Raw genomic sequence first — 21,961 nt, 5'->3', positions numbered from 1 at the left:
GTGTTTCTTTTCAAATGGATTGGATGAATGTGGTTCTGAAAAAAGAGTTATGCAGTAGGAATTTAAATTATTTATTATCAATGCAAGAAACTAATGGTATAATTTTGGCATATTGGTGTTTTCGTAATTAGGGGGAAGATGCATCATGGATACAGAAAAGATATTAAAGAATTTAGACAGGGTGACACCATTTTTTCAACCGATTTTCAGTGCAGATCAACATCAGGTAATCGGGTATGAAATTCTAGGGCGCTATGAGGAACAATCGGAATATAAAAGCCTTGGACCTTTTTTTCACGATTCTGCAGTGCCGGAAGAGTATAGGGTGGAAGTGGATAATTACGTACTTGAAATTGCTTTGGAGAGAATAAAAGACTATGGTGAAGATTTTCTTATCTTTATCAACAGAGATCCTAATTTGCTAATGCTGGATCATGGCGAAGAATTCATGGAGATTTTACATCGTCATTTTCAACCGGAGGAAATGCACCGGATCGTGCTGGAACTATCAGACACGATCAGTCCGGAAAACTTAGATCCTTTGCAGCATGTGCTTGCTTACTTTAAAACATATGGGATTAAGATAGCTTTAGATCATTTAGGACAAGATACGCAATTGGACCGAATCGCACAAATTTCTCCGAATATTTTAAAAGTTAACCTGGACCAGCTTCGCATTTCGGGTGGAGATGCCTATCAGGTCATCCTGTTTTCTCTAAGCATGCTTGCACGAAAAATCGGCGCTAATTTACTATTTGAGAACATTGAATCCGAATACCAGCTCCGTTTTGCATGGAAGAATGGGGGACGATATTATCAAGGGTATTTTTTGGCGAAACCGGAAGGCGAATTCATTAATAAAGATTTACTTCGTGATAAATTCCATCAAGAATGTCAGTCATTCATTTCTTTAGAGACCAAGAAGCTTGAAGCGGTTTATCAAAAAACCTTGCAATTCAACGAGAATATGCAAAATTTCTTAAAACAGCAAAAGCGGAACGGCTCCCATGAAGAGTTTCTCAATATTTTGGCGAAAAAGTTGGATTCCGTATGTTTTCGGCTTTATATTTGTGATGAAGAGGGGTATCAAAAATCCCCCAATATCCTACATAAGGACGGGCAATGGCTAGTCCAACCTAGTTATATGAATAAAAATTGGAGCTGGAGACCTTATTTTCTCGAAAATATCGTAAAGATGCGCAATGAGAAAAAAGGAAGACTATCCGATTTATACAGTGATATCGAAACAGGGGAAACCATACGGACCTTTTCATACCCCCTGAATAATAAGGAATACATTTTCTGTGATCTTTCTTATAGTTATTTATATGAAAATGAAGCACTATTATAAAAAACGATTCATGAATATAATCGCTTTAAATGTGTAACGATAAGCAGAAATGATGCGCTTGGAGGAGACATATTTTGAGCACGTACATCTGGATTCTAATCATAATCGTTACAATCATGGCATTATATCTGCTCTTTTATACTTATTCTGTAGCAAGGGCACAGAAAGTGAAGGCCAGATATGATTCGACTATCGATGATTCTGTTAAAGAACATCCTTATTTAAAGAACCCGGTATTGGTTTCCCTTTTCGTCGGGACGATTTTGGTTGCCGGTTTTATCTTTTACTATGCTTTTCGATAATTGTGAGAAGGAGATTTCAATATCATGAAATCTCCTTTTTTATTGTGAAGAATGGGCAATGGTATCCCGGAGAATTTGATTTTGTAGTTTGGCTTTGATTATGACGGGTATTGAAAGGCATAGGCAAAAATCAGAACCATTGGGAGAAATTCTATAACAAGGAGATGATTGTAATGAGGAAATATCTAGTTGCATGTCTTGCCAGTATCCTTTTATTTTTCAGTGGAGGGTTCACAACTTCAGCGGAAGGCTTACATAGAGAGGAAGTACTATCTTTAGTACAAGATGCCATGGAGAACCAAGGTTCGATCAGTGAGGAAGTACGTACTAAGGAAGCGATTGAAGGGAAGTTGGATAAACACTTCACAGGTGATTTCATCAAGAAGTTTGTCGAAGCGAATGTAGTGGAAGTCGATGGCGGTTATATGGCATTTGGATCAGATTTCGCTCCGTATTATATCCCTTTTTTCAGTTACGACAAGAATACGGAAATTGTATATGGGAAAAACGGTGATGTCATTTATGTTCAGGAGGAATTCCAGGACATTGGGGACGGACCTGTATCGATGAAAAAACATGTTGAATCAGTTACCTTGAAAAAGGAAAATGATGTTTGGAAGGTAATGGATGTAAATTATGAAAGTGATAAAATGAAATAAAGCAAGTTTTTCTAAGTTGAAAAATATGGAGCCGAAATGAAGAAATCTAGAGGAGGTCACTGCCTACTCTAGACTTTTTTTATATATTCAGTTCTTTTTTTATTTCGTCCAATTCAAAACCAACAATGGCTTTCCCGTCGATGACGACCGTTGGTGTGGAATAGGCGCCGTATTTATTCGTTAATTCTTTTCGGGCTTGTCCATCTGCTTTAATATCCTTTTCTTTGTAAACGACATTATTATCATCAAAGAACATTTTCATGATTTTGCAGGGAGGGCAATCAGGTTGGGTGTATAGCGTAACGTCTTTCATTTCAATCCTCCATCTATGATTTAGGTAAGGTTTATTTTTTCATTATAGAGGATGCCGATACATTTGAATAGGAAAACACCCCCTAGCACCCGTTCTACTTCCCTTTTTCCTGTTTTACCAGATAGTCTATCAATCCCATGGAACAAACGTCCAGGTCCATGGCGATGATTTCAAAAACAGGATGATCTGTGGTGATTCCTTTTTCGCCTAAATGAAAGGCGACTTCCGTGAAAATATTTTTACTGGTCGCTGCCACTCGTTCCTCAAAGCTCGCATATTCCCTGTAAGCCGATTTGGCAGTCGCAACAAATTTAGGCAGCCAGTAATGAAGTTGTTTATATACTTCCTTAGGGTTTTCAGAAACCCCATAATGGCCAAAATATATACGTTCGACGCCGATGCTTTCATACAATTCCGCTGCTGCAAGCATTGCTTCGGGGTTGAATTGGTTTGGCGATGTGGAAGGTAAGTAAAATTCCAGACCTTCTTCATCGAGTTCACGATAATAGATGCCTACGGTGTCACCTGAAAACATCCCTTTTGAAACCGAATCGAATATGCTTAAATGATGGTTTGCGTGCCCCGGAGTATCATAAAAGGTCAACTTTGAATTTTCACTTGTTTGCAGGGATTCCCGATCCTGTTTAATCAGCATTTTTTCAAACGGAATAGGTAAAATCGGATCGAAAAGCTTGTTGAATTCATCACCATATACTGCTTTAGCCCCAGCAATCAAACGTGTTGGATCTTCTAGATGACGTGCACCTTTTGGATGGACGATCACTTTTGCGTTCGGGCAATGCTGTAAAAAAAGTCCAGCTCCACCTGCATGGTCCAAATGAATATGGGTAAGAATGATATATGTAATATCTTCAAGGGCGATTCCCAAATGTTCGAGCCCCTTCATTAAGTGGGGGATGGAAGGGCTGGCGGAAGTTTCGACTAATGTGATGTCTTCATCGGCAATTACATATGTACCTGTACGATTTCTTCTATCCAAATCAAAACCATCAATCAATGAAATGCGATAACCAAGTTCACTAATGTTTTGCAACAGAATCTACCCCCTAAAAAATTTTTCATGTACAAAATCCATTCCTTATTTTATTCTGTTAATAGTGCCATGTAAAGAATGAAGTTTTAAATTATTCTGAATTTATTTCGGCGTGGTTACTGGATAGAAAAGTATGGTATAGTGAAACCTATCGAAAAGGTTTTATTCAGAAAGGAGAGGGAGTATGTCTCAATTACAGGGCATCCTTACCAGATTGAAAAGTCTTCAAGAGCAAGCGAAGGAATCTGAATCTGCTCAACGTTTTTTTGAAATAGATGGTGTGAAAAAGTGCCAGGTTACATATTTCAGCAAAACAGAAATGTTCGAGCTTGAAGTATACAGTGATAAAGGGAAATCATCCAAATATCAATTTGATAATATTGATATGATTACCATTGAAATCTTTGATCTTCTTCAATCTTAAAAAAATCACGAAAAGCCGCCCTCCTTTGGAAGCGGCTTTTTTATTGTGAATGAAGCAGTGAAAATTACACATCTTATTAATTGGAGGGATGTAAAATGAAAAATCCAATGGTAATATGCCCAGCATGCGGTGAGGAAAGAGAAATGGATGATGTATTAACGGCACAATCCAACCAAAATGTAATTTATCAATGCCCGGAATGCGGTTTTAAACAGGTTAATATCAAAACTAGTAAAGGCTAAAAATCTCTTGCGGACATCCCGCCGATTGGGATTTTATTGGTCTAGGAATGAGCCTTTTCTGCTTACATATGTTAAACTATAGAAAGAGCTGTATATAAAAACATATGGTAAGGGGTTTTAACATGATCGGTACTCATGATGGGGATTTATTGGAATCCAGCGTTAAAGACTTAATGATTTCTTCTGAACGCGTGGCCCACGTGCAGGTAACCAATAATTTAGAACATGCACTATTGGTATTAACAAAGAGCGGTTATACGGCCATTCCTGTGTTAGATCCGATGTATAAACTGCATGGTTTAATTAGCACACCAGTCATTCTTGATTCAATCTTGGGACTGGAACGAATTGAATTTGATAATCTTGAGAATAAAAAAGTTTCCGAAATAATGAATATAGAAATACCTCGCCTGCATATTGATGATACATTGACAAAGGGTGTGGAATTGTTGATTGATCATCCTTTTGTCTGTGTGGAGAATGACGAACATGTATTTGAAGGTATCTTAACGAGAAGAGCAATCCTGAAAAAGGTATTTAAACAAAATACACCCGATAAATAAGTAAGGCTTAAAAAGATGGTTAACCTCAAGACTCGCCAGTTGGCGAGTTTTCTTGTTTTTACATATTTGATCCAGCTAGTGGTAAAGTCTATAAACAGTTAGGGTCTTGGGGGAGGAATGCTGAAATTGGGCCAAGAAGTAAATAGTGCTAAGGTGCAGAATAAAAAATTGAAACGTCCCTTCATATTAGCTGCGATCATGTTGGCTATGTTTATGAATGCTATTGAAGGAACGATTGTCTCAACGGCAATGCCAGCCATTGTAAGTGATTTAGGCGGTTTTTCACTTTACAGCTGGGTGTTTTCAGGTTATTTGCTCATGAACGCGGTAACAGTCTTGATATATGGAAAGCTATCGGATATTCTCGGGAGAAAACCTGTTTTATTATTTGGAATCATTGTCTTCCTCATTGGCTCCCTTCTCTGCGGCTTTGCAGATTCTATGACGGAACTCATCATATATCGCTTTATACAAGGTTTTGGGGCTGGGGCTGTCGCTCCTGTGGCTTCGACAATTGTTGGCGATATTTATAAAAATGAAGAGAGGGCACGCGTACAAGGGTATCTATCGAGCGTGTGGGGCATTTCGGCTGTCATGGGGCCAGCTTTGGGCGGCTTGCTCGTTGAATCCCTGACTTGGAAGCTTGTCTTCTGGGTAAATATCCCTTTGGGCTTATTATCTTTCATTGGTATCTGGTTTTTCCTTCATGAAAATATCGAAAAGAAAAAACGTGATATCGATTACCTAGGTGCAACGCTATTGACGTTATCCATATCCACTCTTATGGTGATTCTCGTAGAAGGAGGAGTGAAATGGTCATGGGCTTCAGCTCCGGTCATATCCTTGGCATTAGTGGCCATCATCACCTTCATCTTCTTCATTCTTCAGGAAAAGAAAGCGGCCGAACCGATGATGCCATTTGAAATTTGGCAGGAGCGTTCCATTCTGATTGCCAATCTTGTATCCCTGACGACAGGGGTGATGATGATCGGATTATCAAGTTTCCTCCCGACCTTCGTTCAGGGCGTGATGGAACGCTCGCCTACGGTAGCTGGTTTTACATTGACAGCCATGTCAATTGGCTGGCCGATCGCATCAATGGTCTCTGGCAGGTTATTGATGAAAATAGGATTCAAATCAACCTCCCTCCTTGGAGGGTGTTCATTGATCCTTGGGAGCTTGATCCTAGTGTGGATGAAGCCGGAAGCTGGGCCCCTTATTGCTGCCATGGGATCCTTCTTTGTCGGAGTGGGCATGGGCTTGACTTCAACCTCATTCATTGTCGTCATTCAAAAAACCGTCAGCTGGGAACGAAGGGGCATTGCTACAGCTTCCAATATGTTCATGCGTAATTTAGGGAATACTGTAGGTGCTGCATTACTTGGAGGAATCATGAATATGAGGCTTCAGGCCTACTTGAACGAGCATGCGCCAGCCGGCTCGGGAGTGACGATAGATACGGCGAATAAACTGTTGAACAGTGAAGAACGCATGTCGCTTCCGGAAAACGTTGTAAATGTTTTACAGGAAGGACTTACATTGTCTTTACAGACGATTTATCTTATTGTCCTGGTCTTCTCTATAATCAGCTTCCTATTACTTACGAGACTAAGAAAGAATAAGAAGGAATAGGGAAAAAAGGCAGATTCTTTAAATGGAGTTTGCAGTCAAGAGACAGATGGCTAACAAATTCATTGCCTTCTCAGAGATTGAATTAACAAGCAGGCCACCGCAAAAGCCACCGAAAAGGGCAAATGGGATTAAATGGAGGGCATCCTTCAATTTTAGATGTTTTTTCTTGAATAAAGTATAAAAGCTAGAAAAAGAAGAAAACATATTGGGAAATTTGACTGAACCAATAACCTGGTGTATGGGTAAACCTATCAAAAGAAGGGATGTCATTCCGATAAGGCCGCCGCCCCCAGCCAATGTACCGACGAAGGATGCTGCAGAACTGATGACAAGCAGTAAAATGATCGTCAAAGGATATTCACCCCGTTTCTTTTCTCTTGTATTATAGGCCGACTTTGTTGATAATAAAATTTAAATAAATTAAATCATCATGATAAGATTTAATTATCAAGAGGTTGGTGTGTATGTCATTTTCAGAATTTCATTTATTATCCGTGCTTGCTCAGGAAATGAATATGAGAAAAGCAGCTGAGCGGTTGTTCGTTTCCCAGCCGGCTTTATCACAGCGTTTACAATCCATAGAAAAGGATTGGGGCTCGAAACTGTTTCTGCGTTCACAAAAAGGGCTGTCACTGACGCCAGCAGGTGAAGCGGTAATTCGTTTGGCCAATGAGGTTATCGAAAAAGAAGAAAAGGTCAGGGAAAGCATTCAAGCTATGGACCATGAAGTATATGGGACTTTGAAAATAGCCTGTGCTTCGATTGTCGGTCAAAATTGGCTGCCGCAAGTATTGAAAAAGTTCGTTCAAAAATATCCGTATGCCAAAATTTCCTTAATCACTGGCTGGAGCAGTGAGATTTTAAAGTCTTTGTATGAAGGACAGGTGCATATTGGCATCATAAGGGGAGCCCCGGATTGGAAAGGTGTAAAACAGCATTTATTTACGGATATGCTATATCTGGTCGATACTGAAATGAAGGAACTGAATCAAGTGTTCGAAACGGACCGGCCATTCATTCAGTTTAAAAGCGATTCGAATTATTATCAGGAAATCCAGGACTGGTGGCATCGGCAATTTAAAACGACACCAAAAAACACTATTGTCGTGGATCAAATCGAAACATGCAAACAAATGGTGTTCAATGGTATAGGATATGCAATCCTGCCAGCCATCACTCTGCATGATAAAGATACGAATGTTTTTAAAATCCCTCTACTGGATGGGCATAACCACTCAATCGAACGGGATACATGGCTTTGCGGCTATGAATCTGCCTTCCAGTTAAAGCAAGTGCAAGCATTCACGGAAGTGGTGAAAGAGCATATTCGCGAGCAAGGAATGTTATAGGTCCGCTGACGAAAATGTCAATAGGGGAGAATAATATATAAGAGTGACATTCAACTTGTCTTGCCGGCAGTTGTCTGGTAAATTTAAAACGAGTAAAGATACATATTTAGGAGGTTTACCCGGAATGAACAAAATGGATGCAAACGAAATTATTTCTTTTATCTCAAATAGTAAAAAATCTACACCTGTAAAGGTATATGTCAAAGGCGATTTAGAAGGCATGGATTTTGGACCAGCTTCTAAAACTTTCATAACAGGAAATACAGGTGTTGTATTCGGTGAGTGGTCTGAAGTCGAAGAAGCAATCAAGGCAGCAGGAACAAAAATCGAGGATTATGTAGTTGAAAGTGATCGCCGTAACTCTGCCATTCCTTTATTGGATCTAAAAGGCATCAAAGCCCGTATCGAGCCTGGCGCAGTAATTCGTGACCAAGTATCCATTGGAGACAACGCAGTCATCATGATGGGTGCATCAATCAATATTGGTTCTGTCATCGGTGAAGGCACAATGATCGACATGAACGCAATACTGGGCGGTCGTGCAACAGTGGGTAAAAACTGTCACGTAGGCGCAGGTGCCGTTTTAGCAGGTGTCATCGAGCCGCCTTCCGCACAACCGGTCATTTTGGAAGATGATGTTTTAATCGGAGCCAATGCGGTCGTACTGGAAGGTGTGAAAATCGGTCAAGGTTCAGTTGTGGCGGCTGGTGCAGTTGTAACGAAAGACATTCCTCCTTACTCCGTTGCTGCCGGTATCCCGGCGAGGGTCATTAAACAAATTGACGAAAAAACAAAATCAAAAACAGAAATCATGCAAGAACTTCGTCAACTTTAATTTCTTTAGTGAATATTGCCTGAAGCGTGGATAAATATATCCACGCTTTCTGTATAGGAGGAAATAATGTGAAAATAAGTCCTTTTGCCGAGATCCGGCGTGATTTGCATCAAATACCGGAGATAGGGTTCCAAGAATTCAAGACGCAGGAATACCTACTTAACTACATAACGAAACTGGCCCAGGAGCGAATGGAGATAGAAACTTGGAGGACTGGGATATTCGTGAAAGTGAAGGGAATGAATCCGCGAAAAACGATTGGCTACCGGGCTGATATTGACGGTCTGCCGATAAAAGAGGAAACCGGATTGCCGTTTGCATCCACACACGAGGAATATATGCATGCCTGCGGTCATGATTTTCATATGAGCATAGGTTTGGGATTATTGACATATTTCACCGAAAATCCGATCGATGATGACTTGCTATTCATCTTCCAGCCTGCAGAAGAAGGTCCTGGCGGAGCTGAACCGATGCTTAAATCGGAAACGATGAAAAAATGGAAGCCTGATATGATTCTTGCTTTACATATTGCCCCAGAGTACCCAGTTGGGACGATTGCCGTTAAAGAAGGGCTTCTATTTGCCAATACATCTGAATTATTCATCGATTTGAGGGGGAAAGGAGGGCATGCAGCCTATCCGCATGAAACAAATGATATGGTCATTGCGGCCTGTTCGCTTGTAGGGCAGCTGCAAACAATCATTTCCAGGAATGTCAATCCACTTGATTCAGCTGTCATTACAGTTGGGAAGATTACTGGAGGCACCGTTCAAAATATTATTGCGGAGACAGCGCGGTTAGAAGGTACAATACGCACCCTTACCCCAGAATCGATGGTAAAGGTCAAGTCAAGAATAAAGGCGCTTGTGGATGGCATACAAGTGGGATATGAGTGCTTGGCTGAAATCGACTATGGTGCGATGTATCATCAGGTGTATAATGAAGAACGGCTGACCCGGGAATTCATGGAATTTACAGAGAAGTCAACCGCTATTCATTTGCATCGCTGCACTGAAGCGATGACTGGTGAAGATTTTGGTTATATGTTAAAGGAGATTCCAGGATTCATGTTCTGGCTGGGGGTTTCATCGGATTACGGATTGCACCACGCTAAGTTAAGTCCGGATGAAACTGCGATTGAACTCGCGATCAATCACTTAACGGACTATATAACGTTTAAAGGAAGCGAAGCGTAAAAAATGCTTTTCAGTACAGAACATGCTCTAAAGGGAGAACGAATGACGTTGGAGGGCTTATTGTGAAAAAAGAATTTGCGGTGATTGGACTTGGCCGTTTTGGCGGCAGCATAGTCAAGACATTAGCTGAAGAAGGATTAGGGGTTCTGGCTATCGATGCTGACGAAGATCGAGTGAATGAATTTGCCAGAATAGCTTCACATGCAGTAGTAGGGGATACGACAGATGAAAATGTACTGAGAAACATAGGGATTCGGAATTTTGATCACGTCATTGTAGCGATTGGCGAGAATATTCAAGCTAGCATATTGACGACGCTCATGCTTAAGGAATTGGGTGTCGGAAATGTTACGGTTAAAGCGCAAAATGATTATCATGAGAAGGTTCTTCGTAAAATCGGGGCCGACTATGTCGTGCACCCCGAACGAGATATGGGGAGAAGGATCGCCCATAATATCGTCTCCAATAATATTCTCGATTATTTGGAGCTTTCTGATGAACACTCCATCGTCGAAATTGTTGCAAGCCAAAAGATGAATGGAAACTCGATCTTTGACCTTGATATCCGTGCTCATTATGGGCTGAATATAGTCGCAATCAAAAGGGGGAACGATATAAATGTTTCCCCACAGGCGAGCGATTTAATTCATAAAGGTGATATATTGATCGTCATCGGCGCGGATTCGGACATCAATCGCTTTGAAAAAAAAATTGTGGAATAAGCAAGCTTTGCTCAATTTCGGGCAGCGCGCACTTTTTATCCACAAAAAAGCCCAGCCATCAATGGCTGGGCTTCTATTATTATTGGACTTCCATGATGATCGGGAGGATCATTGGACGCCGTTTAGTTTTTTCATATAGGAATGGAGATAAAGTGTCTGTAATTTCATTTTTAATTTCAGACCATTGTGTAGTTTTACGATCCATCACCTTATTTAAATGCTTAGTTATCAAGGATTGAGCATCGCTTATAAGGTCTCCTGATTCTCTCATGTAAACAAATCCGCGTGAGATGATGTCAGGTCCGGATGCAATTTTGAATTCCTTCATATTGATGCTGACAACGACAACGACAAGGCCTTCCTCGGAAAGAATCCGACGATCACGGAGAACGATATTACCAATATCCCCGATGCCGCTTCCATCGATATAAACCGAACCTGAAGGGATTTTACCAGCAATTTGTGCTGTGTTTTCACTTAAGGATAGAACTTCACCATTATCCATGATAAAGCAATTTTCTTCCGGAACCCCGCAATCGACTGCATGGCGGGCATGTAGTTTTTGCATACGGTATTCACCATGGATTGGCATGAAGAATTTTGGTTTAATCAAACGAAGCATCAGCTTTTGTTCCTGCTGTCCGCCATGTCCTGATGTATGAATGTCATTCAAAGGACCTGAAATGACGTCTGCTCCTGCACGATACAATTGATTGATTGTTCTCGAAACACTGATTGTGTTACCTGGGATAGGTGAAGATGAAAATACTACAGTATCTCCAGGAATGATTTGAATCTGACGGTGAGTGCCATTCGCTATGCGAGACAATGCTGCCATTGGTTCACCTTGACTGCCTGTACAAAGGATGGTTACTTTATTCGCAGGCATACGATTCAATTGCTGTACATCAATAAATGTATCTTTAGGCGCTACGATATAACCAAGATCTTGTCCAATTGATATGGCTGAATCCATGCTTCGGCCAAAAACGGCTATTTTACGGCCGTTAGCCACGGCTGCTTCGACAACTTGCTGAAGGCGATGGATGTTCGATGCAAACGTTGCAAAAATAATCCGGCCGTCAACCTTACGGAAAATGTCTTGAATGGTATCGCCGACACGGCTTTCGGACATAGTAAAATTCTGCACTTCACTATTTGTGCTATCCGAGAGTAGGCACAATACACCTTCTTTACCGATCTCAGCCATCTTGGTCAGGTTTGCAGGCTCGCCCACTGGTGTGAAGTCGAATTTAAAATCACCAGTATGGACAATTTGTCCAGGTGGTGTTTTTACAACGATTCCATAAGAGTCAGGGATACTGTGTGTTGTGCGGAAGAATGAGACGGACGTTTTCCGGAACTTGATCACTTCATCTTCACTGATCTCAATCATGGTTGTCTGGCGCAAAAGGCCGTGTTCTTCCAATTTATTACGAAGCAGTCCAAGTGCTAGTTTCCCGCCGTATACAGGGACATTCACTTTTCTAAGCAAATAAGGAATCCCGCCAATATGGTCTTCATGGCCATGGGTAATGAAGACACCTTTAATTTTATCTACATTTTTTTCTAAATAGCTGTAATCAGGAATCACATAGTCAATACCGAGAAGCTCATCTTCAGGAAATTTAATTCCAGCATCAATGATGATGATTTCATCTTGAAACTGAACAGCATATGTGTTCTTACCGATTTCGCCTAAACCGCCCAGGGCGAATACAGCTGTTTGATCGTTTTTTACAAATTTCATAAATTATAGCTCCAATACTTTGTAATCTTCATTTTGTTTTTCATATTCTAAATATGCTCCGGTTACGGGTAATACGATTTCTACGTTATAAGGTTCCTTTTTTAATTTTAAACGAACGTCACGAACGGATTCACCTTCGACAAACATTGTTTTAGTATTCTCCCTGATGGGAACCTCTGATATGGTTACTTGATAGTATACCTTAAAAACCATTTTAATCTCTCCTCACTTGTTTGCATTGCTTTTTTCATTATATATAAAAACAACAATTTTTTCATGTTTTTCAACATCATGTAAAAATAAACCCAGCTCCGCCATAAAAACGGAAGGGGTTTGATGAATTAAATATACCAATGTCTAAAGTATATAAAAAAATAGATGGCCGATTCTGGTATCAATCCAATTGTGTCTTCCTCTATCTTATATCCTATCCGTTTTTGCCATGTGTAAAACTTAAATCATGGGATCTTTTTTTCGTAAACGATTTCTTTCTAATTAAAACAGTGCGACTGTGTCAGCGTTTCATGAAAACACAACGACTCATATCTTTATTTGAAATATGTATTCACCTGACCATATAAAAGCCAAGATAGAAAGAATGCTTAACAAGAACTTTACAACAAGGAAGAAGCCCTTCGCAAGTTTTTGAAGAGCTGTCCAAAAAAAATTCGCATATGGATGACGGCCAAGGCAGGAATGAGTGGCAAATCATGCGATAGATTTTTTTCTTAAAAGATCATTCCACTGTTTAGCAAGCTTTTTACGAAGCTTTTTTAACATGGCGATCACGCTCCCTTACTATTATTGTATAGGATTATTCAATAATGTAAATACGTCTTTACAGGTACTTGGCCCATTTTTGAAAAAAAAGGCTCATTCATACAAGCGGCTGGGATTTTGGAGTAAAGAAGGATGGGAGAGAAGTAATCTAAGAAAACCTGAGTTGTTTCTATTAAGAATAGTATATGCCCATTCATGAATAAAAAACGTAAATTGAGTGGAATCCGGTTATGTTACTTGACTTATCTTGATGACAATTATTAAATGGGTACATATTAAAAAAGGAAAAATGAATGAATTGGAAGTGAATTGTTAGTGAAAATCGTATTCTTTGATATTGACGGAACATTACTCGATCATGAAAAAAAGTTACCTGCTTCAACAAAAAATGCTATTAAGCAACTGCAGGATAGCGGGGTTTTTGTAGCAATTGCCACAGGAAGGGCTCCGTTCATGTTCGAATCTTTAAGGGAAGAGCTTGGCATCGATACATTTGTAAGCTTCAATGGACAATACGTTGTTTTTGAAGGGAAAGTCGTTTATAAAAACCCTTTGAGCATACCTGAGATAAAACGGCTCCACGAACATGCTGAAAAAAATGAAATACCGATCGTTTTCATGAATGAGGAGACAATGAAATCGAGTGTTCCACATCATATCAGAATTGAAGAAGCATTAAGCAGCCTGAAGTTTCCCCACCCTGAACATGTGGCAGATTTTTATGAGGACCATGATATATATCAAGCCTTATTATTCTGTTCGGAAGATGAAGAAGGGAACTTTGTTGGGAAATATGACGACTTTCATTTCATTAGATGGCATGAATATTCAACGGATGTACTTCCATTCGGGGGTTCAAAAGCTGAAGGCATAAAAATATTAATGGAAAAAGTCGGGTTTGCTTTGGAGGATGTTTACGCCTTTGGAGATGGCTTAAATGATATAGAGATGTTAAAAGTAGCGGGATATGGCGTGGCAATGGGGAATGCCGGTCAACTTGTGAAGCAAGAGGCCGACTTTGTAACGAAGGATGTCGATGATGATGGCATACTTTTTGGTTTGAAGGAACTTGAACTGATATAAAAAAACAAAACCCCCGTCAACCAACAGGCAGGGGTTTTGCTTATTGCGTTACCTTTCCAACGCAATTGAATTTTCCGGAATGGCATAGGGGTCTTCCGGATTGATATGATCATAAAACATGATTCCATTAAGGTGGTCGATTTCATGCTGAAAGCAAATGGCTGCGATGCCTTTCAGGCGGAGTTGAACCGATTTTCCTTCCAGGTCCGTACCCACAACCGTTATTCGAGCATAACGGGGAACATAGCCGGAAACGGGACGATTTACGGAAAGGCAGCCTTCACCGGATGTCAAATATGCTTTTTCCACTGAATGGCTGATGAGTTTAGGGTTGAAAAGTGCATAGCTATACAGTTGACCATCTTTTTCTTTCAAATGAACCGCGATCATCCTTTTTGAAACATTCACCTGTGGTGCAGCCAAGCCAATTCCTGCCCTTAGCCCGTATAGTGCAGAAATATCGGGCTTCTGGCTGTTTTGGACATATTCCATCAAGCTGTCTAAAAGTTGCTTATCTTCATTTGATGCCGGAAGCGGAACCTCTACCGCGACTTGCCTTAAGATTGGATCGTCTTCATTAACAAAATCATCCATGGTAAGCATTATCTTTCACCCCGCAAAAATTCTAATAATATGTATAGGGTTATTTTAACAAAAAAAACACTGAAAGTTAATGGATGTCTAATGAAAGAAAATGGAAGGGATGGAATAAGTCATTAATTCCTATCCCAGCCATTATATTAATTGCGTGTTAAGGTCTATTTAAAAAAATAAATCATTTTTTGTTATTTAGGGTAAATAGTTAACATTTTCGGGTAAAGGTAATAGTAATTACCTGGTTAGCATAAGCACGCGCCGACAATGATTAACAGAATGAACAGGACAATGATTAGAGCGAAGCCGCTTCCAAAGCCGCAGCCTCCACCACCATAGCCATAACCATCACCATAACCATAGCTGGGTGCACTGGAAACCGGATAACAGCAATCCTGGTTGTAACCTCCATACATAATTTCATACCTCCGTTTTTTGTATTATTAAAATACTGACCACTCTGATTTGAAACGGTCACTACAGCCTATGCAGGATGGCTTAAAGGGTGTAGGCTAGCGCCCAGTAATGAAAAAAACCTGTTCGGAATATGATTGTAACAAGTGTTTGCTGCTAATAAGGGAATTTAGAGAAAAATGAATCTTCGAAGTACTATTAGAAGGAGCTGTCTATGTTGAAGCGTTTTGGTCCATATGTTATTTTACTTCTTTCTTTAGTGATCTTGGCTGGTTGTTTTAATGGTTCACCAGAAGAAAGAATCCACAAAATCCTAGAGAAAACTGCAGAAAAGGAAAGTGATTTCACCGAACATCAAGAGCCTCTTAATGATTTGGAGAAAAAAGAAAAAGAAAAATATGAGAAAATCATTAAACTTGGATTGGATGATTATGAACAGATTGTCGAGCTTTCAGATGAAGCCACCAAGAATATCGACCAAAGGGAAAAAATAATTGAAAAGGAACAAAGCAGTATGCAATCCTCAAAAGAACAATTCAATCAGATAGATGAACAAATCGGGAAAATAGAGGATGAAAAAATAAAAAAAGAAGCGACCGAAATGAAAAAGGTCATGAGTGAGCGCTATAGCACCTACGATAATTTATATGATGCTTATCAACAAAGTCTGGCTTATGATCGTGAATTATATGAACTTTTTAAAAAAGAGGATTTGAAAATGGATGAATTACAAGTGCAAATCAAGAAAATAAATACCTCTTATTCAAAAGTTCTGAAAGCGAATGAGGAATTTAATGCATTAACGGAAAAATCAAATCAAAAAAAAGAAAGTTTTTATGATAGTTCCGGCATAGAAATGGCTGATTCAACAAAATAATATAAATAATGATGGGCTGTGATTCTCACTCACAGCCCATATTTTGTTCAATCCAGTTCATGTAGGGACAGAAAAATTCTAGAATGGACTTTTTTTGTGCAACCATCTTGATGTGGGATTTTCATACCTGTACTAAAAAAAAACGATAATCAAAATTCAAACAGCAGACTTATATGAAAGCGTTTGAATATTCTTTTGGAATATTATTCCGAAGGCTCAAATGCCTATAGTTAAAGCGGTTTTGGAATCGATCCGGTATGCTGGGGGTTTTAAATGTTATCCTTCGCAATCCTTAAATTGAAAAATAGGGGAAATTTAATGGTACAGTTATAAAGTGAAAACTAATACAGAGAAGAAGTATGAGTATTGGAAATTCTATTAAATCAAAATTATAAGGAACTCCAAGTGATTGACTTGATGTTAATTCATCTTGTAAACTTAATCTATAAAAATTCTTGTATCATTTTCCTTGATTTTTTTTATGGTACAGAATAAGATTGAGACATATTAAGCATATCCACGTTTGAGGATTGGTCTTAAGGGAAAAATAAAAGAATGAATTGTTGAAGAAACTAAAAAGCAAACTATTTTTGCTTTATAGAATAATAATAGCAAACCTTTTTAATGAAAGGATGAGGTGCCAAATGGCTCAAAAAACTAAACAAGCTAAAATTAATGTTCAGGATCAGCTTAAGAAAGTAGAAGAACAATTTGAAACTTTTCAAATTTTAAATGAAGAGGGAGAAGTCGTTAATGAAGCGGCAATGCCTGATTTAAGTGATGAACAATTGCAAGAATTAATGCGTCGTATGGTATATACACGCATCTTGGATCAACGTTCTATATCACTGAACCGCCAAGGCAGATTAGGTTTCTATGCACCGACTGCCGGTCAAGAAGCATCTCAAATCGCTTCCCAGTATGCTTTGGAAAAAGAAGATTTCATTCTGCCTGGCTACCGTGATGTTCCGCAAATCGTTTGGCATGGCCTTCCGCTTTGGCAAGCATTCTTGTTCTCACGGGGACATTTTAAAGGAAATCAAATTCCTGAAGACGTCAATGTAATTTCCCCTCAAATCATTATCGGCGCTCAATATATTCAAGCTGCAGGTGTTGCACTTGGGTTGAAGAAACGCGGAAAAAAAGCTGTAGCCATCACATATACGGGTGACGGCGGAACCTCACAAGGTGACTTCTATGAGGGAATTAACTTTGCAGGTGCATTTAAAGCGCCGGCTATCTTCATCGTGCAAAATAACCGTTTCGCAATCTCGACTCCGGTTGATTTGCAATCAGCAGCAAAAACATTAGCCCAGAAGGGTGTGGCTGCAGGTATCCCTGGCATCCAAGTTGATGGTATGGATGCGTTGGCCGTTTATACAGCTGTTAAAGAAGCGCGTGAACGTGCAATTAATGGTGAAGGCCCTACATTGATTGAAACATTAACTTACCGTTATGGTCCGCATACGATGGCTGGGGATGACCCGACACGTTACCGTACTTCCGAAATGGATAACGAGTGGGAACTGAAAGATCCATTGGTTCGTTTCCGCAAGTTCTTGGAAAACAAAAAACTTTGGAATGAAGAATTAGAGAACGAAACAATAGAAAAAGCAAAAGACGATATTAAAGAAGCGATCAAATTGGCAGATGCAGAACCTAAGCAAAAGGTTACAGACCTTATTGAAAACATGTATGAAGAAATGCCTTATAACTTAAAAGAACAATATGAAATTTATAAAGAGAAGGAGTCGAAGTAAGCCATGGCTCAATTGACGATGATTCAAGCAATTACAGAAGCATTACGTACAGAACTTAAGAATGATGAGAATGTACTCGTTTTTGGGGAAGATGTTGGGGTTAATGGAGGAGTTTTCCGTGCAACGGAAAATCTTCAAAAAGAATTCGGTGAAGATCGTGTATTCGATACACCTCTTGCTGAATCTGGAATCGGTGGATTAGCGGTCGGTCTTTCTTTACAAGGTTTCCGTCCTGTTCCTGAAATTCAATTCTTCGGGTTTGTATATGAAGTAATGGATTCCGTAAGCGGTCAGCTTGCTCGTATGCGTTACCGTTCAGGCGGACGTTACAGTGCACCGGTTACAATTCGCTCACCTTTTGGAGGCGGAGTGCATACTCCGGAAATGCACGCTGATAGCTTGGAAGGTTTAATGGCTCAGCAACCAGGGTTAAAGGTAGTTATCCCTTCCACTCCTTACGATGCAAAAGGCTTATTGATTTCAGCTATTCGTGATAATGACCCTGTCATTTTCCTTGAGCACATGAAATTGTACCGCTCTTTCCGTCAGGAAGTGCCTGAAGAAGAGTATACAATTCCGTTGGGAAAAGCCGATGTGAAAAGAGAAGGAACGGATCTATCCATTATTACGTATGGTGCAATGGTACAGGAATCCATCAAGGCAGCTGAGGAATTGGCTAAGGAAGGCCATTCCGTCGAAGTGGTCGACTTACGGACTGTTTCTCCATTGGATATCGATACAATCATTGCTTCTGTAGAAAAAACTGGACGCGCTATCGTTGTTCAAGAAGCACAAAAGCAAGCTGGTATTGCAGCGAATGTCGTAGCGGAAATTAACGAACGTGCCATTTTGAGCTTGGATGCTCCAGTACTGCGAGTGGCGGCTGCTGATACGGTATTCCCGTTTTCACAAGCTGAAACAGTATGGCTCCCTAATTATAAAGACATTATTGAAACGGCGACTAAAGTCTTGAAGTTTTAACAATCTTGAGTAATGGAATGAATGTCCTGCTTGGGAAAGTAATATCGCATTAACGGTAATGCAAGATAAAGGACTTTATTCAAAGCACTAAGTATGATTTAATATAGGAGGTTGAACTCAGTGGCATTCCAATTTAGACTCCCTGATATCGGAGAAGGTATACACGAAGGTGAAATAGTGAAATGGTTTGTAAAACCAGGAGATAAGATTCAAGAAGATGACGTGCTTTGCGAGGTTCAGAACGATAAGGCCGTTGTTGAAATCCCATCACCGGTGGAAGGTACCGTGGAAGAAATCCTTGTTCAAGAAGGAACGGTTGCCGTTGTTGGCGATGTACTTGTAACATTCGATGCTCCAGGTTATGAAAATCTTCAGTTTAAAGGGGACCATGGAGAAGAAGCAAAGGCAGAAGGTGAGAAGAATACGGAGGCCCAGGTTCAAGCGACTGCTGAAGCTGGACAGGAAGTCAAGAAAGAGGCTGCTCCGGTTCAAGAAAATAATGGTGTAACGGGCGCGGGAGCACAACCACAAGTTGAGGCAGATCCTTCACGACGTATCATCGCCATGCCTTCTGTTAGGAAATATGCGCGCGAACAAGGGGTAAATATTCGTGAGATTTCTGGTTCTGGAGATAATGGCCGCATCATGAAAGATGACATAGATGCTTTCAAAAACGGCAAAACTGCTCCACAGCAACCGGCAGCTCAAAGTGAAGCTTCACAACAAAATGATACGGAAACAACCGAAAAACAAAAAGTTACAATTCCAGAAGGGCAATATCCTGAAACTCGCGAAAAAATGAGCGGCATGAGAAAAGCGATCGCCAAAGCTATGGTGAAATCCAAGCAGACAGCTCCACATGTTACATTAATGGATGAAGTCGATGTGACGCTATTGGTTGCTCACCGTAAGAAATTCAAGGAAATTGCTGCACAAAAAGGAATCAAGCTTACATTCCTACCTTATGTTGTTAAAGCGTTAACAAGTGCATTGCGTGAATTCCCTATGCTTAACACATCATTTGATGATGAGGCTAGTGAGATTATCCATAAACACTATTACAATATTGGAATTGCAGCAGACACAGACAAAGGACTGCTCGTTCCGGTTGTAAAAGATGCAGATCGTAAATCAACTTTTGCTATTTCACAAGAAATTAATGAATTAGCGACGAAAGCCCGTGACGGCAAATTGGCTCCTAACGAAATGAAAGGTGCTTCTTGCTCCATTACGAATATCGGTTCCGCAGGCGGTCAATGGTTCACACCTGTAATCAATCATCCAGAAGTTGCCATTCTAGGGATTGGACGCATTGCCGAAAAAGCAATTGTACGCGACGGGGAAATTATCGCCGCTCCAGTTCTGGCATTATCACTGAGCTTTGATCACCGCATGATTGATGGAGCAACAGCTCAACATGCATTGAATCATATCAAAAAGTTATTGAACGACCCAGAATTATTGTTAATGGAGGCGTAAACAATGGTAGTAGGAGATTTTCCAATCGAAACAGATACTTTAGTGATCGGTTCAGGCCCAGGGGGATATGTTGCCGCAATTCGCGCAGCACAGCTTGGGCAGAAAGTAACGGTCGTTGAAAAAGGAACAATCGGCGGAGTTTGTTTGAATGTAGGCTGTATCCCATCAAAAGCTTTAATTTCGGCTGGACACCGTTTCCATGAAGCTCAGCATTCAGAAGATATGGGTATCTTTGCAGAAAAAGTTTCTGTTGATTTTTCTAAAGTACAAGCTTGGAAAGGTTCTGTTGTTAAAAAATTAACAGGCGGTGTAAGCAGCCTATTAAAAGGTAATAACGTTGATGTTGTAACCGGTGAAGCTTATTTCGTCGATGAAAACAGCATCCGTGTTATGAATGAAGACTCAGCCCAAACATATACATTTAAAAACGCAATCATCGCCACTGGTTCATCGCCAATCGAGATTCCGTCATTTAAATATACGAAACGTGTACTTAATTCCACTGGTGCTCTTGCTTTGGAAGAAGTTCCAGGTTCGATCGTGGTAATCGGCGGAGGTTACATTGGTACTGAGCTTGGCGGAGCATTCGCAAGCTTCGGCACTAAAGTGACCATCCTTGAAGGTACTGAAGAAATCCTTTCTGCAGGCTTTGAAAAACAAATGGCAGCACTTGTTAAGCGTAACCTTAAAAACAAGGGTGCTGAAATTGTCACTAAAGCAAATGCTAAAGGTGTGGAAGAAACTGAAACAGGTGTAACCGTTACTTATGAAGTAAAAGGCGAAGAGAAAAAGGTTGAAGCCGATTACGTATTAGTGACAGTTGGACGTCGTCCAAATACGGCAGAGATCGGCCTGGAGCAAGTCGGAATCAAAATGACTGACCGTGGTTTGGTCGAAACGGATAAACAATGCCGTACAAGCGTGAAAAACATTTACGCAATCGGTGATATCGTTTCTGGACCTCAGTTGGCTCATAAAGCTTCTTATGAAGGTAAAATTGCTGCTGAAGCCATTGCAGGACATTCATCTGAAATCGACTATCTTGCTATTCCGGCTGTTGTATTCTCTGAACCGGAACTTGCTTCTGTCGGTTATAATGAAAAAGAAGCGAAGGAAGCTGGAATCGAAGCGCTTGCTTCTAAATTCCCATTCGCTGCAAATGGACGTGCTCTTTCTTTAAATAATACGGACGGATTTGTGAAGCTTATCACTCGCAAAGAAGACGGATTGGTTATAGGAGCACAAATTGCAGGACCAAACGCTTCTGATATGATTGCAGAACTTGGTCTGGCTATCGAAGCGGGAATGACTGCCGAAGATATCGCAATGACAATCCATGCACATCCAACTTTAGGGGAAATCACAATGGAAGCTGCTGAAGTTGCCCTTGGAACTCCTATTCACATCATCAAGTAATTGATTTTTATAAAAAAGCGTACTGCCTCATGCAGTACGCTTTTTTTGTTTGGCAGATATACGAATATGAAGGATGACTCCCCAGTCATCATTTTCTTCACGCTAGTTAAATGAAAAGGGCTAAAAGGGCATAAGCTATAAAAAGGACTTCTTACTTTTTTTCCTTGTAAGGTTTTGAGAAA

Annotated in this window: 24 protein-coding genes; 17 read left to right on the top strand and 7 right to left on the bottom strand. The window is 40.2% G+C overall.

Features of this window, described 5'->3' with window-relative positions; translation table 11 throughout:
* Positions 1-145 precede the first annotated feature (145 nt).
* The 3 genes from ACQKFG_RS01460 to ACQKFG_RS01450 all read left to right on the top strand — a co-directional run bounded on the left by ACQKFG_RS01460 (position 146) and on the right by ACQKFG_RS01450 (position 2,312).
* Positions 146-1,351 (top strand): EAL domain-containing protein, encoded by a 1,206-nt coding sequence (locus ACQKFG_RS01460; protein WP_192203892.1) that lies wholly within the window; start codon positions 146-148, stop codon positions 1,349-1,351.
* A gap of 74 nt (positions 1,352-1,425) precedes the next feature.
* A complete protein-coding gene (locus ACQKFG_RS01455) occupies positions 1,426-1,653 on the top strand; it encodes a hypothetical protein (RefSeq protein WP_192203894.1) in 228 nt (75 codons plus the stop codon).
* Positions 1,654-1,826: 173 nt separating this feature from the next.
* Entirely contained in the window at positions 1,827-2,312 is a 486-nt protein-coding gene (locus ACQKFG_RS01450; protein WP_192203897.1) for a DUF3993 domain-containing protein, read from the top strand.
* A gap of 79 nt (positions 2,313-2,391) precedes the next feature.
* On the opposite strand, the gene ACQKFG_RS01445 is transcribed toward ACQKFG_RS01450, so the two are convergent.
* Both ACQKFG_RS01445 and ACQKFG_RS01440 read right to left on the bottom strand, forming a co-directional pair.
* The gene (locus ACQKFG_RS01445) at positions 2,392-2,625 is read right to left on the bottom strand and encodes a glutaredoxin family protein (RefSeq protein WP_076366808.1); all 234 of its coding nucleotides are present in this window, start codon (positions 2,623-2,625) and stop codon (positions 2,392-2,394) included.
* Between the two features lie 94 nt (positions 2,626-2,719).
* Positions 2,720-3,679, bottom strand: coding sequence for an MBL fold metallo-hydrolase (locus ACQKFG_RS01440; RefSeq protein ID WP_427555639.1), 960 nt, complete (start codon positions 3,677-3,679; stop codon positions 2,720-2,722).
* Positions 3,680-3,863: 184 nt separating this feature from the next.
* Here ACQKFG_RS01440 and ACQKFG_RS01435 point away from each other — a divergent pair, with 184 nt between their 5' ends.
* The 4 genes from ACQKFG_RS01435 to ACQKFG_RS01420 all read left to right on the top strand — a co-directional run bounded on the left by ACQKFG_RS01435 (position 3,864) and on the right by ACQKFG_RS01420 (position 6,540).
* Complete coding sequence (locus tag ACQKFG_RS01435; RefSeq protein ID WP_034314086.1) at positions 3,864-4,103, top strand: YkuJ family protein; 240 nt, start codon at positions 3,864-3,866, stop codon at positions 4,101-4,103.
* A 95-nt stretch (positions 4,104-4,198) separates the two neighbouring features.
* A complete protein-coding gene (locus tag ACQKFG_RS01430; protein WP_192203901.1) occupies positions 4,199-4,345 on the top strand; it encodes a hypothetical protein in 147 nt (48 codons plus the stop codon).
* A gap of 122 nt (positions 4,346-4,467) precedes the next feature.
* Positions 4,468-4,908 (top strand): cyclic-di-AMP-binding protein CbpB, encoded by a 441-nt coding sequence (cbpB, locus tag ACQKFG_RS01425; RefSeq protein ID WP_192203903.1) that lies wholly within the window; start codon positions 4,468-4,470, stop codon positions 4,906-4,908.
* Between the two features lie 117 nt (positions 4,909-5,025).
* The gene (locus ACQKFG_RS01420) at positions 5,026-6,540 is read left to right on the top strand and encodes an MDR family MFS transporter (protein WP_192203905.1); all 1,515 of its coding nucleotides are present in this window, start codon (positions 5,026-5,028) and stop codon (positions 6,538-6,540) included.
* An 18-nt stretch (positions 6,541-6,558) separates the two neighbouring features.
* Here the strand turns inward: ACQKFG_RS01420 and ACQKFG_RS01415 are convergent, their stop codons facing one another.
* Entirely contained in the window at positions 6,559-6,891 is a 333-nt protein-coding gene (locus ACQKFG_RS01415) for a TSUP family transporter (protein ID WP_427555634.1), read from the bottom strand.
* Positions 6,892-7,004: 113 nt separating this feature from the next.
* On the opposite strand from ACQKFG_RS01415, the gene ACQKFG_RS01410 reads away from it, so the two are divergent.
* From ACQKFG_RS01410 to ACQKFG_RS01395, 4 genes are all read left to right on the top strand, one after another.
* Positions 7,005-7,889, top strand: coding sequence for a LysR family transcriptional regulator (locus ACQKFG_RS01410; protein ID WP_349729599.1), 885 nt, complete (start codon positions 7,005-7,007; stop codon positions 7,887-7,889).
* A gap of 124 nt (positions 7,890-8,013) precedes the next feature.
* The gene (gene dapD / locus ACQKFG_RS01405; RefSeq protein WP_369618928.1) at positions 8,014-8,724 is read left to right on the top strand and encodes a 2,3,4,5-tetrahydropyridine-2,6-dicarboxylate N-acetyltransferase; all 711 of its coding nucleotides are present in this window, start codon (positions 8,014-8,016) and stop codon (positions 8,722-8,724) included.
* A gap of 68 nt (positions 8,725-8,792) precedes the next feature.
* The gene (locus tag ACQKFG_RS01400; RefSeq protein WP_370662525.1) at positions 8,793-9,923 is read left to right on the top strand and encodes an N-acetyldiaminopimelate deacetylase; all 1,131 of its coding nucleotides are present in this window, start codon (positions 8,793-8,795) and stop codon (positions 9,921-9,923) included.
* A 62-nt stretch (positions 9,924-9,985) separates the two neighbouring features.
* Positions 9,986-10,645 (top strand): potassium channel family protein, encoded by a 660-nt coding sequence (locus ACQKFG_RS01395; RefSeq protein ID WP_192203910.1) that lies wholly within the window; start codon positions 9,986-9,988, stop codon positions 10,643-10,645.
* Positions 10,646-10,724: 79 nt separating this feature from the next.
* Here ACQKFG_RS01395 and rnjA read toward each other — a convergent pair whose 3' ends face one another.
* A complete protein-coding gene (gene rnjA, locus ACQKFG_RS01390) occupies positions 10,725-12,395 on the bottom strand; it encodes a ribonuclease J1 (RefSeq protein ID WP_034314071.1) in 1,671 nt (556 codons plus the stop codon).
* Between the two features lie 3 nt (positions 12,396-12,398).
* Positions 12,399-12,608: a DNA-dependent RNA polymerase subunit epsilon gene (locus ACQKFG_RS01385; RefSeq protein ID WP_034314070.1), complete on the bottom strand. Its 210-nt coding sequence runs from the start codon at positions 12,606-12,608 to the stop codon at positions 12,399-12,401.
* A gap of 882 nt (positions 12,609-13,490) precedes the next feature.
* Here ACQKFG_RS01385 and ACQKFG_RS01380 point away from each other — a divergent pair.
* Positions 13,491-14,258 (top strand): Cof-type HAD-IIB family hydrolase, encoded by a 768-nt coding sequence (locus tag ACQKFG_RS01380; protein WP_427555628.1) that lies wholly within the window; start codon positions 13,491-13,493, stop codon positions 14,256-14,258.
* A 48-nt stretch (positions 14,259-14,306) separates the two neighbouring features.
* On the opposite strand, the gene def is transcribed toward ACQKFG_RS01380, so the two are convergent.
* Both def and ACQKFG_RS01370 read right to left on the bottom strand, forming a co-directional pair.
* Positions 14,307-14,861: a peptide deformylase gene (def, locus tag ACQKFG_RS01375; protein ID WP_192203912.1), complete on the bottom strand. Its 555-nt coding sequence runs from the start codon at positions 14,859-14,861 to the stop codon at positions 14,307-14,309.
* 236 nt (positions 14,862-15,097) lie between these two features.
* On the bottom strand, positions 15,098-15,268 hold the full coding sequence (locus ACQKFG_RS01370) for a YjcZ family sporulation protein (protein ID WP_192203913.1): 171 nt from the start codon (positions 15,266-15,268) through the stop codon (positions 15,098-15,100).
* A 212-nt stretch (positions 15,269-15,480) separates the two neighbouring features.
* Between ACQKFG_RS01370 and ACQKFG_RS01365 the strand changes: the two genes are divergently transcribed.
* The 5 genes from ACQKFG_RS01365 to lpdA all read left to right on the top strand — a co-directional run bounded on the left by ACQKFG_RS01365 (position 15,481) and on the right by lpdA (position 21,779).
* Positions 15,481-16,143: a YkyA family protein gene (locus tag ACQKFG_RS01365; RefSeq protein ID WP_192203914.1), complete on the top strand. Its 663-nt coding sequence runs from the start codon at positions 15,481-15,483 to the stop codon at positions 16,141-16,143.
* Between the two features lie 644 nt (positions 16,144-16,787).
* Positions 16,788-17,903 (top strand): pyruvate dehydrogenase (acetyl-transferring) E1 component subunit alpha, encoded by a 1,116-nt coding sequence (gene pdhA / locus ACQKFG_RS01360; protein ID WP_192203915.1) that lies wholly within the window; start codon positions 16,788-16,790, stop codon positions 17,901-17,903.
* Positions 17,904-17,906: 3 nt separating this feature from the next.
* On the top strand, positions 17,907-18,884 hold the full coding sequence (locus ACQKFG_RS01355; protein ID WP_076366780.1) for an alpha-ketoacid dehydrogenase subunit beta: 978 nt from the start codon (positions 17,907-17,909) through the stop codon (positions 18,882-18,884).
* Between the two features lie 120 nt (positions 18,885-19,004).
* Complete coding sequence (locus ACQKFG_RS01350) at positions 19,005-20,363, top strand: dihydrolipoamide acetyltransferase family protein (protein ID WP_192203916.1); 1,359 nt, start codon at positions 19,005-19,007, stop codon at positions 20,361-20,363.
* A 3-nt stretch (positions 20,364-20,366) separates the two neighbouring features.
* The gene (gene lpdA, locus ACQKFG_RS01345; RefSeq protein ID WP_192203917.1) at positions 20,367-21,779 is read left to right on the top strand and encodes a dihydrolipoyl dehydrogenase; all 1,413 of its coding nucleotides are present in this window, start codon (positions 20,367-20,369) and stop codon (positions 21,777-21,779) included.
* The last annotated feature ends 182 nt before the right edge of the window (positions 21,780-21,961 follow it).

The organism is Peribacillus sp. NPDC076916 (assembly GCF_050269675.1).
GTDB classification, from domain to species: domain Bacteria; phylum Bacillota; class Bacilli; order Bacillales; family DSM-1321; genus Peribacillus; species Peribacillus aracenensis.
The sequence above is the reverse complement of the archived record's forward strand: the minus strand, read 5'-3'. Positions and strand labels throughout refer to the sequence as shown.

Bases quoted from the DNA above. Each gene is read 5' to 3' on its own strand.
- ACQKFG_RS01365 (WP_192203914.1), top strand. From the start codon at position 15,481: ATGTTGAAGCGTTTTGGTCCATATGTTATTTTACTTCTTTCTTTAGTG.
- ACQKFG_RS01450 (WP_192203897.1), top strand. From the start codon at position 1,827: ATGAGGAAATATCTAGTTGCATGTCTTGCCAGTATCCTTTTATTTTTC.
- ACQKFG_RS01460 (WP_192203892.1), top strand. From the start codon at position 146: ATGGATACAGAAAAGATATTAAAGAATTTAGACAGGGTGACACCATTT.
- cbpB (WP_192203903.1), top strand. From the start codon at position 4,468: ATGATCGGTACTCATGATGGGGATTTATTGGAATCCAGCGTTAAAGAC.
- ACQKFG_RS01370 (WP_192203913.1), bottom strand. From the start codon at position 15,268: ATGTATGGAGGTTACAACCAGGATTGCTGTTATCCGGTTTCCAGTGCA.
- pdhA (WP_192203915.1), top strand. From the start codon at position 16,788: ATGGCTCAAAAAACTAAACAAGCTAAAATTAATGTTCAGGATCAGCTT.
- ACQKFG_RS01385 (WP_034314070.1), bottom strand. From the start codon at position 12,608: ATGGTTTTTAAGGTATACTATCAAGTAACCATATCAGAGGTTCCCATC.
- def (WP_192203912.1), bottom strand. From the start codon at position 14,861: ATGCTTACCATGGATGATTTTGTTAATGAAGACGATCCAATCTTAAGG.
- ACQKFG_RS01355 (WP_076366780.1), top strand. From the start codon at position 17,907: ATGGCTCAATTGACGATGATTCAAGCAATTACAGAAGCATTACGTACA.
- rnjA (WP_034314071.1), bottom strand. From the start codon at position 12,395: ATGAAATTTGTAAAAAACGATCAAACAGCTGTATTCGCCCTGGGCGGT.
- ACQKFG_RS01430 (WP_192203901.1), top strand. From the start codon at position 4,199: ATGAAAAATCCAATGGTAATATGCCCAGCATGCGGTGAGGAAAGAGAA.
- ACQKFG_RS01435 (WP_034314086.1), top strand. From the start codon at position 3,864: ATGTCTCAATTACAGGGCATCCTTACCAGATTGAAAAGTCTTCAAGAG.
- ACQKFG_RS01420 (WP_192203905.1), top strand. From the start codon at position 5,026: ATGCTGAAATTGGGCCAAGAAGTAAATAGTGCTAAGGTGCAGAATAAA.
- ACQKFG_RS01410 (WP_349729599.1), top strand. From the start codon at position 7,005: ATGTCATTTTCAGAATTTCATTTATTATCCGTGCTTGCTCAGGAAATG.
- ACQKFG_RS01445 (WP_076366808.1), bottom strand. From the start codon at position 2,625: ATGAAAGACGTTACGCTATACACCCAACCTGATTGCCCTCCCTGCAAA.
- dapD (WP_369618928.1), top strand. From the start codon at position 8,014: ATGAACAAAATGGATGCAAACGAAATTATTTCTTTTATCTCAAATAGT.
- lpdA (WP_192203917.1), top strand. From the start codon at position 20,367: ATGGTAGTAGGAGATTTTCCAATCGAAACAGATACTTTAGTGATCGGT.